Below are 12561 nucleotides of genomic sequence, written 5' to 3'. Positions count from 1 at the left end.
CGGGGGCGCCGCCGCGGACGGTGCGGCGGCGCTGACCGACGTTCTACGCGGCGGGCGGTTTCAGGAGGGTTGCGTCGGCACGGCGGGGAAGCCGACCGTGACGACCAGGCCGCCGCCGGGGCGCGGGGCCGCGGTGAGGGTGGCGTCGTGGGCGGACGCGACGGCCGAGACGATGGACAGGCCCAGTCCGAAACCCTGGGACGGCGTGCCCCGGGGGCCGCCGCCGGTTCGGGCCCGGCCGAGGCGCTGGAAGGGCAGCAGGATCCGCTCGACGGCTTCCGCGGGTACTTCCGGGCCGGTGTTGGCGACCGTGAGGACGGCACGGCCGTCCCGGGTGCGGGTGGTGACGTCCACCTGCCCGCCGGGCGTGTTGTAACGGATCGCGTTGTCCAGCAGATTGGCCACCAGCCGTTCGGCGAGCGCCCGGTGGCCGGAGGACACGGCGGCGCCGGTCGTGGGGCGCAGCGTCACCTGCCGTTCGCGGGCCGCGTCGGCGCGCGCGGCCACGGCCTCCCGGACGAGCCCGGCCAGGTCCAGGGGGTGGCGCTCGTCGAGGCCGGCGTGGCCGCGGGCCAGGGTCAGCAGCGCCTCGATGAGCCGTTCCTGCTGCCGGCCGGCGGCCAGTATCCGTTCGTGGGCGGCACGCAGCGACTCGACGGTCGGATCGGGGTCGGCGAGGGCGACCTGGCCCAGCACGCGCTGGCGGGCCAGCGGGGTGCGCAGCTCGTGGGAGGCGTTGGCGACGAACTGCCGCTGCGCCTGGAAGGAGGTGTCGAGCCTGGCCAGCAGGGCGTCGAAGGTGTCGCCCAGTTCGCGCAGTTCGTCGTGCGGCCCGTCCAGGGCGAGCCGCCGGTGCAGGCTCGTCGCCGAGATGTCGCGGGCGGTGGAGGTGATGGTCCGCAGCGGGCTCAGGACGCGGCCGGCCACGGCCCAGCCCAGCAGCACGGACGCCACCGACATCAGGCCCAGGGCGATCCCCGACTGGGCCAGCAGGGTGTGCAGCATGGCGGTCTTCTGGTGGTCCACGGTCCGCTGGACGTCCTTCCGGAGGGCGGTCATGGACGGGTCGGGTCCGGCGGGCCGTGCGGCCGGTCCCGGGGCGGCCACGCTCACCTCCCGCTTCAGGACCGTCGGCGCGCGGTGAAGGGCCCCGGCCACCAGCCCGTACGTGACCGCGAGCAGTACAGCGCCGGAGACGAGGAGCAGCCCCGCGTACAGGGCGGTCAGCCGCAGCCGCACGGTGCGGCGGGGGAGGCCCGCGCGCACGATCCGGCCGGTGAGACGGCGCAGAGCGGCCGGAAGCGGGAGGGGTACGGGCATGGCGGCCACCTTTCGGCTGGGTCCTGCGCCGTGCTGGGCCGGAGCGGCGCAGGCTCGGGGATCGTCGTTGCGGTCGTTGCGGTACGGAGGGTCCCGAGCGGCAGGCGCGTCCTGAACGGCGACCGGCCGGGCCGCGGCCGCACCCCGGGCACCGGCCGGGTCCGGCGGCGCCCCGCCGCCCCTCAGATCCGGTAGCCGCTCCTGGCCACCGTCTCGATGACCGGCGGCGCCCCGAGTTTGGCCCGCAGCCTGCTGACCGTGATCTTCACGGCGCTGGTGAAGGGGTCGGCGGCCTCGTCCCAGACCCTTTCGAGCAGCTCCTCGGCGGAGACGGTACGGCCCCCCGCGGCGAGCAGCAGTTCGAGGACGCCGAACTCCTTGGGCGTGAGGGCCAGGGCCCGGCCCGCCCGTACGGCGGTGCGCCGTGCGCTGTCGACCAGGAGGTCGCCGTGCCGCGCCACGGGCGGTACGGCGGGGTGGGCGCGGCGCGCCAGCGCGGCGATCCGGGCGACGAGTACGGGGAAGTCGAAGGGCTTGGGGAGGTAGTCGTCGGCGCCCAGGCCCAGCCCGTCCACGATGTCGTCCGCCGTGCCCGCGGCGGTGAGCATGAGGACGCGCGCGCGGCACCGGGCGGTGGTGAGCGCCGCGCAGACCTCGTCGCCGTGCGTCCCGGGCAGATCCCGGTCCAGGACGACGACGTCGTACGCGTCGCCGTCCGTGGCCAGCCGCTCCAGCGCCGCCGTGCCGTCGAACACCACGTCGACGGCCATCCGTGCGCGGCGCAGGCCCACGGCGACGGCCTGGGCCATCTCCTCGTCGTCCTCGACGATGAGTACGCGCATCCCCCGGCCCCCCTCTCGCGCCGCCGTACGCGGCAGATGCCGTGCGGGGACGCGGACCGCCAGCGTATCCGCACCGGCCGGGGCCGGGCGGGCCACCCGGGGGGCCCGGCGTTCCCGCTCATCGCGCCGAACCCGTCCTGGCGGCGGCGTTGTTGAGCATCGGATGCCTGCCGCGCACGAACCCGCGGCGAGCCCGGGCCGGTCGGGTCCGGCCCAGGGCTCCGCTCGTCCGCCGGTGACCTCAGGTCACCAGGAACCGCCGCCGCCCCCTCCGCCGCCCGAACCGACCGAGCCGCCCCCTCCGCCACCGGAGGAGGAGCCGCCCCCGCCTGAGGAGGTGGCGGAGTTGCCGGAGGCTGCGGCGGTCGCGGCCAGGGTGACGGCGAGCGCGACCGTCGGGAAACGGCGGTGCCGGTCGGCGGGGGCGGCCCGCCGGGCCGACGCCTCGGCGGCCGCGGACCAGGCACGGGCCACTCCCAGCGCCACCGCCCAGCGGGTGTACCGCTCCACCTCGTCGTCGGAGAGGGTCTCCAGCAGCGGCCCGGTGCGGGACGGGTCGGACAGGAACGTGCGGAACGCGGCGACGCGCAGCCACAGGTCGGCCCCGCGCGTGGTGGGGCGGAGCAGTTCCCAGCCGAGTACCAGGAGTGCCAGCGCGGTGCCGCCGGCGAACGCGCCGGGTATCGCGTACGCCCACCACGCCTGCCCGGGGTGGCCGGCGAGCACGGCGCCGGCGATCGTCAGCCCCAGCGCGGGCAGCACCAGCAGCAGACCCAGCAGCAGGGCGATCCCGTCGGCGGCGGGGCGGCCGGGGCGGGGCTGCTCCCGCAGGTCCGCCGTCCGGCTGTCCCGTTCCAGCCAGTCGCCGAGCCGCTGCCAGCCGAGGCCGAACTCGCGGTTGTAGCCGCCCAGGGTGACCTGGTTTCCGGGGAGGACGATCCAGTCGAGCGCCTCGCTCAGTTCCGGGGCGGCCGCGTCGTCCGCGGCCCGCTTCTGCTCGGAGGTGCGGGAGAGCACGGGCGGATCGGTCCGGGAGATGGAGAGCCAGCCGCGGCCCGCGGCCTCCATGAGGAGGGCGGTCCGGTGCTCGGGAAGGACGCGCCCGGCGTAGAGCACGCCCGCGCGGTCGGCGCTCAGGTCCTCGGGCGGGGCGTCGGCGGGGAGGAGCTTCTTCTCGCGGCGGGTGAGGTCTACCAGGCGGACGGGGGGCCCGGATCCTTCGGGATCGGCCTGCCCGGCGGACCGCGGGGTGCTGCGCTCGCCGAGGGGGCGCTCGGCGAGCGGGGCACGGCCGAGGCGGCGAAGCAGCAGGGCGGTGAGTGCCGTGCCGAGGAGTGTGGCCCCGGCCACCCAGGCGGCGACCGCCCAGGGGTGGGGCCGGTCGGCGGCGCGGGGGCCGGTGACGGGCCCGGAGGCGGGTGCGGCCGCCTCGACCCGTTCGGCGGTGGTCCCGGAGAGGGTGACGCCCCGGTGGGCGGCGAGGGTAGCGAACTCGGCGACCAGGTGACCGGGCCGGGGCTGCGCCACCGGGCAGCCGTCCCGCGCTCCGGAGGCTCCCCGTACACAGCGGACGCCGGTCAGCCGGAACGGCGCGATGACCTGCACCTGCACGTCGTCCACCCGGACGTTCCAGCCGGTGCCGACGGCGTTCCAGGCGAGCCGCCGCCCGGACACCAGGGTGGCGAGCGGGTAGGTCAGCCGGTAGCGGTGCACGCCGGGCGTGACGGTGCGGTTCTCGTCTCCGACGCGGATGCGGGTCTCGTGCTCCGACAGGTACTCGGTCTCGGCCGTGACGGGCTTGCCGTCGACCGTCGCCGTCACCTCGGCCCTGTCGTCGAGGTCCGGGACGTCGCGGTAGATGCCGTGTTTGGGTGCGTGCGGGTTCCCGAAGTCCCAGTCGATGATCTCGGTCACTCGTGCGCTGCCGTCCGCCGCCACCGTCGCGCTCGCCTGGAACCGGGTGATCCGCTCGGTGTTGCCGACCGTCGGCAGCACCCAGGCGACGCATCCCATCGCGAGCGCGGCGATCACCAGCCAGACGGCGTTCACCCGTCTCCGCGAGCGCGGCGCGGCATGCCCCTTGAGTTTCAACGGCCCTCCAGGCTCATCCATCGAACTTTGTTCGACGGTCCAACGGGTGAGCTTAGGGGGCGAGGCCAATCGGGTGACCACCACCGCCGTCCGACGCCCGCCGGCGAGTTGTCGCCGACCGGGCAGACGCCGAACCATGCCCACGTCCACGCCCCTCGCTCCTGCCGAACGAGGCGTCGCCCGCGTGAAGGGCACGGGAGGTCGACGGCCATGAGGTTCGCGTCGTCGAGGGGGGAGCGGCTGGCGTTCGGGAGCGGGGCGGGTCCTCGCCGCATGAGTTGCGGGCCCTATCCGGCGCGCCCGGCCGACGCCGACCCGCACCGGACGACTGAAACGACGAGTAACACGTAGGCTCCGCATCGCCCGGTGACTTCAGAGCTTTCCCGGACGCCCGCAGCCGCGGGGTCGTCTCCGGCGAGCCCGTCGCCTTCCACCCACGTGGGTCGAGCCCGTTGCTGAAGCGCACGCTCAGGACCCACAAGCTCGGCCGGGCTGTTTCAGCCGAGGCTGTCCGTGGTCGTGGGCGCAGTGGTCGTCGCGGTGGGGCTGGGCTCCGTAGTGGCGGAGGACGGCGGGGTCGTCGGCGGAGCGGTGGTGGGAGACGAATCAGGAGCATCGAGTGTGGGCGAGGGGGCGGGGGCGGCCGGCTCGCTGCTGCCCGGCGTTCGCCGAGGCGCGACCACGGATGTGTCGACCGGGCCCGTGGTGGTGCTTGGCGCGGCGGATCGTGACGTCTCCTCGTCGCTCACGGGCAGGGTGTTTTCTCCCGGCGCGGAGGTGCGGGACGGGTGGGAGCCGGAGTCCGGTGTCGCCCGGTGGGGGGTGTCGGTGGTGACGTGCGCCGTGGAGTGGGCGCCAGGCCGCGGGGGCGGGGTGTGCCCTTCGGAAGCCGGCCAGGCCAGGGCCATGACGGCCGTCGAGATCACGGCCACGGCCGCGGTCGCGCCGACGGCGGTGGCCGGGCCCTTGCGGTGGACGCGGGCGGGCGACGGGACCGTCACCGGCGCGGGGCCGCGGTCGCCGGGGCGCGGGCCGGGCGGCAGGTCAGGGGCCTGCACGGTCACGGGGACGGCCGGAACAGCAGGCGCGGCGTTCTGCTGGGCCGCGGCCGCGCACCAGTCCCGTACCTCCAGCGCTGTCGGCCTGGCCTGCGGGTCCTTGGCGAGCATCCGCCGGACGAACGCCTCCAACTCCTCCGGCAGCCCGGGCCGGAACTCCCGCAGCGGCGGGGCAGAGCACTCCACCTGCTGGCACAGCACGGCCAGCGGGTGCTCACCGACGAACGGGGGCCGGCCGGCCAGGAGCTGGTACAGGGTGCAGCCCAGCGAGTAGATGTCCGCCGCGGGAGTGAGCGCGTGCCCGCGCGCCGCCTCGGGCGCCATGTAGGCGCTGGTACCGGTGACCGTGCCGGCGCGGGTGATCCGGGTGGTCGTCTCCTGGTCCAGGCTCTGGGCGATCCCGAAGTCCGCGATCTTCACCGACCCGGTTCGGTCCAGCAGGATGTTCGCCGGCTTGATGTCCCGGTGCACCACTCCCAGCCGGTGCGCCTCCGCCAGACCGTCGGCGATCTGGGCGCCGACATCGGCCACCCACCGTGCCGGGCGCGGCTCGCGCTCCTTCACCACGTCGGCGAGAGTGGGGCCGTCGACCAGCTCCATCACCAGGTACGACCGGCCGTCCTGCGTACCGAAGTCGTAGATCTCGGCTATGTGCCGGTGGTGGAGGTGGGCCTCCGTCCTGGCTTCACGCCGGAAACGCGCCACCGTCTCGTCCGAGGCCCGGGGGGAGACCAGCTTCACGGCCACGGGCCGCGCCAGCCGGAGGTCCCAGGCCGCCCAGACCTCTGCCGTGCCACCCCGTCCCACCACCCGATCAAGTCGATACCGTTCCGCCAGCACCACCAGGACCACCTCCTCCGCCTCCGACCCCCACAGTCGGCTTGCCCCGAAACCCGCAGGCAAACAGCGGAGCGTCCCGGCCCTGCGGAACGCGCGCCCCCCGGCCGCAGGACCGGGGCGCCTGCGAGGACGGGTCGCGGAAGGGGAGGGCGGACCACGCTCTGATGCGTTCGTGCCCGCGCCAAGGACCGTAAGGACCGTATTTCCTCCGCTCGGGTGCGCCGGACGGTCGCGGCGCGGCACCGGCCGGGCCGGTCCGTGGGGCGATGTCCCGGGCGCCGCGCGGTGCCCGCGAGAGGCGTACGTGGGGCCCGCCCGCCGCGGCCGGCGGGCCCCACGTCATGCGTGCCTCAGCGGCTCAGCTGCATGCGGTTCCGTTGAGGGTGAAGGAGCCGGGCGAGGTGTCGTTGGACGTCCAGGTGCCCTGGAAGCCGAAGTCGACTGTGCCTCCCGGGGCGATGGTGGAGTCGTAGCTGACGTTGGTGGCCTTGACGGTGTTGCCGGACTGGGTGACGGTGGCGTTCCAGCCGTTGGTGACCTTCTGGTCGCCGGGGAAGGAGAAGCCGAGCGTCCAGCCGTTGACGGACGTGGTGCCGGTGTTGGCGACGACGACGTCGGCGGTGAAGCCGCCCGCCCACTCGTTCTTGGTGTAGGTCACGTGGCAGTTGCCGCCGGTGCCACCGGTCGTTCCGCCCGCGCTGGTGGTGCCACCGGTGGTGGTGGTCCCGCCGGTGGTGGTGCCACCGGCGCTCAGGGCGTTGACTGTGGCGTTGTAGGCGGGCTTGGGCTGGTAATTGCTGTCGTACATGGTGGCCGCGCCGTAGCCGGGGAAGGTGCCGGGGATCCAGGAGTGGCCGTCGTCCACGCCCCACTGGCTCACGCCCACGCAGCGCGTGACCGCCAGGCAGTCGTTGACCACGGTCGCGTAGTCGTTGCCCTGCTGCTGCAGGGTCGCGCTGGAGGTCGGCAGCTGGATGCGGTCGTCCAGTTCGGTGATGGCCACGTCGAGGCCGAGGTCGGCGAAGCGCTGCATGTTCGCCAGCATCGAGGACGGGAGCTGACCCTCGATGAAGTGGGCCTCCAGCCCGATGCCGCCCAGCGGCACGCCCTGGGACAGCATCTGCTGCGCCAGGGTGTACAGGGCGTTGCTCTTGGCGTTCTCGCCCTCGATGTTGTAGTCGTTGATGTACAGCTTGGCGTTCGGGTCGGCGGTGTGCGCGGTGCGGATCGCGTCGGCCAGGTAGCCGGAGCCCATCGCCTTGTAGAAGACGTCCTGGCGCAGGCTGCCGTCCTCGTTGAACGGCTCGTTGATCACGTCCCAGGCGTAGACCTTGCCCTTGTAGTGGGTGGCCTCCGTGGTGATGTGGGACTCCATCACGCCCTGGACCTGGGTGAGCGGCAGGCTGCTGACCCAGTTGGGCAGCTGAGAGTGCCACACCAGGTTGTGGCCGCGCACACGGGCGTTGTGCGCCTGTGCCCAGTTGACGATCTGGTCGCCCGGGCCGAAGTTGTACGACCCGTTGGACGGCTCGGTGGTGTCCCACTTCATCTCGTTGCCCGGGGTCACCATGTCGAACTGCGTGTTGGCGATGGCCATCTCGCCGCTGATGTTCAGATCGCCGTCGGTCAGCGCGGTACCGAAGTACTTGCCCTTCCCCTCGGCCAGTGACCGCAGCGGGGAAGCGGCCTGGGCGGGCGTGGCCGACAGGACGGCCAGGGCCGTCGCGGCGACCACGGCCACCGTGGCGGTGAGCGCGCCCAAGCGGCGGCGTGGTGTGCGGGGCGTACGTATGCCCGATGTCATCGCGGACCTCCATGTCTTCGTTGCGGATCGTGCTTCGGGGCACGGGTCCGCACCCACCGGAGCGGGCACGGCGGTGCCAAAAGGGGTGTCGCACGGGCGCCGTCGGCGGACACGTGGCGGCTTCCGCTGTCGGTGCGGGCGGCTGCCCGTCCGCTGCGGCCACGGCCGCGTCGCCTTGCGCCGAATCGGTGGACGGCGACGGGGCGAGGCGGGCGGCAGGGAGGGCAGGCTCGGCGTGGCGGTTCTACGGGGTCCCGCAGGACCGCCGCCTTCCCCGCCGATGCGGTCCTCGGGTCAGCGGTTGCCGGTCGGCGGCAGGACGCCTGATGCCTGCTCCTCCGCCGGGCTGTGCCGGCCGGGCAGCGCGCCGCCGCGCACGGTGATGGGACCGCCGGCCCCCGCGTCGCCCCGGCTGCGGGCGGGTCGCGACGTCCCGTCGTCCGCCGGATTCGCGGGCCGGCGCTCGCGGTGCGGCGGGCTTCCGGGCGAAACGTATGAAGGCTGCATGGTTCTGTTCCTCGAAAATGTGGGGGACCAAGGTGACAGAGTGCGTGGCCGTCCAAGGCTGACCGTCGGCTGGGACGCACCGCGGTGCGGGGTGTGGGGACCCCTTCGGTGGACTGTGGCCGCGAATCGCGACCCAGCGACATGGGATGAATGTATAGAGGCAACCGGGGTGCAGTCCATACCGCGCCGGACACCGGCAGGGGCTCGGGAGACCGGCGCGGCGGCCGCTGCCGGTCGGCGCCGCCCCGCGTGCCGCCGGTGGTCGACGGGCTTCCTCCGGGGCGCCGCACGCCCACCGCGACCGTCCTGCGCGATGGCGAGGTCCGGTCTTCGTCATGTCGGTTGTTCGCCACGGTTTCCGCTGGTCACGGCGATCGGGCGCCCGATAGACCCGTGGCATGCGATCCCTCTCAAGACGCCGGTACCTCCCGGCTGCTACGGCGCTCGCCGTGGCACTCATCGGATGGCCGGGAGTGTCGACCGCGTCGGCGGACGCTCGGCCGGCGGCAGGCGATCCGGCCGCCGTCGGCCCGTCCTACGACGTCACCCTGGTCACCGGCAACCACGTGCACTTCACGGACGTGCCGGGCGCCCAGGACCTCGTCACGGTCGACCCCGCCGACGGGAGCACCGGCGGGGTACAGGTCCAGACCCACGGCGGTGACACCTATGTCGTCCCCCGGCAGGCCATGCCGCTGCTCGCCGCCGGCAAGCTGGACCCACGGTTGTTCGACCTCACCACCTTGGTGGCCATGGGGTACGACGACGCACACGCCGCTTTCCTGCCACTGATCGCCACCGCCGCGGGCAACGGCCGCTCCGCCCGCCCCCCGGCCGCGCCCAAGGGCTCCACGTCCCTGCGCACGCTCACGTCGATCGACGCGACCGTCCTGCGCGCCGGCAAGGACGACGCCCGTACGTTCTGGAAGGCCATCGCGCCTGGCTCCGCGCCACGCACGCTGAACGGCGGAATGGGCAAGCTGTGGCTCGACGGCCATGTGAAGGCACTGCTCGCCGACCAGACCGCGCAGATCAAGGCCACAGACGCCTGGCAGCAGGGCTACGACGGCAAGGGCGTCAAGGTCGCCGTCCTGGACACCGGCGTGGACCTCGACCACCCCGATCTGGCCGGCCAGATCGACGCGACCGCGAATTTCGTGCCCGGCCAGACCGTCGACGACGGCCACGGCCACGGCACGCACACCGCCTCCACGATCGCCGGCACCGGCGCCGCGTCCGGCGGCAAGGAGAAGGGCGCGGCCCCGGGCGCCCACCTGCTGGTCGGCAAGGTGCTCGACGACGCGGGCAGCGGCGACGAGTCCTCCATCATCGCCGGGATGGAGTGGGCGACGGCGCAGGGCGCGGACATCGTGTCCATGAGCCTGGGCACTCCCGAGGGCTCCGACGGCACCGACCCGATGTCCGAGGCCGTCGACGAGCTGTCCGCCGGCGGCGGACCGCTGTTCGTGATCGCCGCGGGGAACGCGTACGACCCGGGCACCGTCGGTTCCCCGGGGGCCGCGGCCTCCGCGCTGACCGTGGCCGCCGTCGACGCGCACGACCAGCGGGCGGACTTCTCCAGCCAGGGCCCGCTGACCGGCAGCCACGGCCTCAAGCCGGATGTCTCCGCGCCCGGGGTGAACGTGACGGCCGCCGCGTCCCAGTCGGTGCCGGGCTGGACCGGTGGCCTGTACCGCACGTTGAGCGGTACGTCGATGGCGACGCCGCTCGTCGCCGGCGCCGCCGCGATCCTGAAGGAGCGCCACCCGGACTGGACCGGGCAGCGACTCAAGGACGCGCTGATGTCGACGTCGGACCGAACCGGTCAATCGCCTTATCAGGTCGGCACGGGCCGCGTCGACGCCGCCGCGGCCACCGGCTCGTCGATCGAGGCCACGGGCTCCGTCGGGGCGGCCGCCTACGACTGGCCGAACGCCGATGCGAAGGCCACCGCACGTACCATCACCTACCGCAACGACAGTGACGCGGACGTGGTCCTGGGACTGTCCCTCGACACCGGGGACGACGCCTACACCCTCTCGGCGTCCTCGGTGGCGGTGCCGGCGAACGGCACCGCCGAAGTGACACTGACCCTCGACCCCTCGAAGGTTCCCGCTGGCACCACCTTCTCGGGCCAGGTCCTCGCCACCGACACCGCCGCCGGCACGGTGGCCGCGCACACCGGCTTCGCCCTCTTCAAGGAAGCCGAGATGTACGACTGCGCGATCAAGGTGACGGGGCGCGACGGCAAACCGCTCACGGACACCGTGGCCCTGTACTCCACGGCCTGGTCCGGACCCCGGTACGTCGACGTCGCCGGCGAGACCACCCTGCGCCTGCCCCCGGGCACCTACACCGCCACGTCCTACGTGGACGTGCCCGGTGAGAGCTCCGGCTCGCTCGGCGAGGCGCTGCTGATCTCCGACGACATCACGCTCGGCAAGGGCCACGCCGCGGGGATCGCGGACCTCGACGCCACCAAGGCGCGTAAGGTGTCGTCGGTGCCGAAGCGCGAGAGCGACACGTCCGAGGTCGTGTTCGGCCTCCAGCGCACATACGGCAGCGCTCCGGCCGGCGGCTGGACCAGCTCCGATCTGCTGCCGGCCGCGTACGACTCCTTCTACCTCTCGCCGACGCGCACGGTGAGCGACGGCTCGATGCGGGCCTTCGTCCACTCGAAGCTACGGGAGAAGGCACTCGACGCCACGACGGGCACCGGACACGGCGTCACACTCACCGCCCAGCCCGGCACCACCTACCACGACGGCACCCGCACCCTGAGGACCGTGTACGCCGGCCGGGGCGCCGCCTCCGACTACGTAGGCGTGGACGCGCGCGGCAAAGCCGTGGTCATCGACCGCAGCGCCGATGTCACCGCCACCGAACGCGCCCAGGCGGCAGCCGATTCAGGAGCCGCGATGCTGCTCGTGGCCAACAACACCCGCGGCCGCCTCTCCGAGAGCTACCTGGGTGCCGACGGCCTCACCGTCGCGTCCGTCGAGCAGGACGAAGGGGCACAGCTGACGGCCGAGGCGCGGTCCGGCACCGGCACGCTGCGCGTGACGCAGCGGCAGTACCCGGACTACACCTACGACCTGGTCCAGAAGTTCGACGGCTCCATCCCCGACAGGCCGCTGGTCTACACGCCCAAGGACAGCGAACTGGCCCGCATCGACAACTCCTTCTACGCGGCGGACGGCACGCTCGGCTTCGGCGGCCGCTACTTCATTCCCGCCTGGAGCCCGGGGCTCGGCGGCGACTCCTACGAGCGTTACGCCCGCACCACCGCCGAGTACGTCACCGGCAGCACGGCGGACACGGGCTCGTGGTACGAGCAACACGAAGGCCTGGGCGCCGCCGCCGGCTACTTCGAGCGCGGCCAGGAGGCGTCGTACGCGCCGGGGCGGCGCTACGACGAGCAGTGGTTCAAGCCGGTACAGGCGCCGCGCTTCGGCGGCGGCACGTACGTCCCGTACTACACCAGCAGCAACACTCTGAACTGGAACGTCGCCATGTGGTCGGGCGGCGACGACGGCCACGTCGGTACCGGAGGGGGGACCAGGAAGACCACCCTCTACCGCGGCGACACGCCGGTGGCCGCGTTCAACGCCCAGTCCGGACGCGCCTCCGCCATGACGGCGGGCCCGTACACGCTCGTGGCAACAGGAACGCGCTCGACCTCCGCCTGGCCGGGATCCGCGCGGACCAGCACCACCTGGGGCTTCGACTACACGCCGCTGCCGTCCGGCCCCGCCGCACGCGCCGACCTGCCGCTCCTCGACCTCTCCTACGACGTCGACACCGATCTGAACGGCCGGGCGCGAGCGGGGCACCGCCTCGAACTCGGGCTGCACTCGGCCACCTACACCGGCGACATCGCTGCCACGTCAGCCACCCTCCAGACGTCCTACGACGGTGGCGCGACCTGGCAGGAGGCGCAGCTGAGGCCAGTCGGCGACGGCCGCTGGTCGGCGGTGCTGAGCATCCCGCCCACGGCGGGGTCGCTGTCCCTGCGCGCCATGGCTGCGGGGCCGGGCGGCCTCTTCGTCCGGCAGGACGTCGTCGCGGCGGTCACCCTGTCGTGAGCCCGGGCACGTGT

7 protein-coding genes are annotated in these 12561 nt (G+C 73.7%); 1 reads left to right on the top strand and 6 read right to left on the bottom strand.

Features of this window, described 5'->3' with window-relative positions; all coding sequences use genetic code 11:
- Positions 1-60: 60 nt before the first annotated feature.
- From ACH4SE_RS32255 to ACH4SE_RS32230, 6 genes are all read right to left on the bottom strand, one after another.
- Positions 61-1320, bottom strand: a complete 1260-nt coding sequence (locus tag ACH4SE_RS32255; protein WP_398547084.1) for a sensor histidine kinase — start codon at positions 1318-1320, stop codon at positions 61-63.
- Between the two features lie 182 nt (positions 1321-1502).
- On the bottom strand, positions 1503-2162 hold the full coding sequence (locus ACH4SE_RS32250) for a response regulator transcription factor (protein WP_398547083.1): 660 nt from the start codon (positions 2160-2162) through the stop codon (positions 1503-1505).
- A 246-nt stretch (positions 2163-2408) separates the two neighbouring features.
- Positions 2409-4211, bottom strand: a complete 1803-nt coding sequence (locus tag ACH4SE_RS32245; RefSeq protein WP_398547082.1) for a DUF2207 domain-containing protein — start codon at positions 4209-4211, stop codon at positions 2409-2411.
- Between the two features lie 539 nt (positions 4212-4750).
- Entirely contained in the window at positions 4751-6151 is a 1401-nt protein-coding gene (locus ACH4SE_RS32240) for a protein kinase (protein WP_398547120.1), read from the bottom strand.
- A gap of 358 nt (positions 6152-6509) precedes the next feature.
- Positions 6510-7955: an endo-1,4-beta-xylanase gene (locus tag ACH4SE_RS32235; protein ID WP_398547081.1), complete on the bottom strand. Its 1446-nt coding sequence runs from the start codon at positions 7953-7955 to the stop codon at positions 6510-6512.
- Positions 7956-8249: 294 nt separating this feature from the next.
- A complete protein-coding gene (locus tag ACH4SE_RS32230) occupies positions 8250-8462 on the bottom strand; it encodes a hypothetical protein (RefSeq protein ID WP_398547080.1) in 213 nt (70 codons plus the stop codon).
- 449 nt (positions 8463-8911) lie between these two features.
- On the opposite strand from ACH4SE_RS32230, the gene ACH4SE_RS32225 reads away from it, so the two are divergent.
- Positions 8912-12547, top strand: a complete 3636-nt coding sequence (locus tag ACH4SE_RS32225) for a S8 family peptidase (protein WP_398547079.1) — start codon at positions 8912-8914, stop codon at positions 12545-12547.
- Positions 12548-12561: the final 14 nt, after the last annotated feature.

Origin of the sequence: Streptomyces sp. NPDC020983, from assembly GCF_044333485.1 — a bacterium.
GTDB lineage: Bacteria > Actinomycetota > Actinomycetes > Streptomycetales > Streptomycetaceae > Actinacidiphila.
The sequence above is the reverse complement of the archived record's forward strand: the minus strand, read 5'-3'. Positions and strand labels throughout refer to the sequence as shown.

Coding starts and splice junctions, on each gene's coding strand:
- ACH4SE_RS32255 (WP_398547084.1), bottom strand. CDS start 1,320: ATGCCCGTACCCCTCCCGCTTCCGGCCGCTCTGCGCCGTCTCACCGGC.
- ACH4SE_RS32250 (WP_398547083.1), bottom strand. CDS start 2,162: ATGCGCGTACTCATCGTCGAGGACGACGAGGAGATGGCCCAGGCCGTC.
- ACH4SE_RS32235 (WP_398547081.1), bottom strand. CDS start 7,955: ATGACATCGGGCATACGTACGCCCCGCACACCACGCCGCCGCTTGGGC.
- ACH4SE_RS32230 (WP_398547080.1), bottom strand. CDS start 8,462: ATGCAGCCTTCATACGTTTCGCCCGGAAGCCCGCCGCACCGCGAGCGC.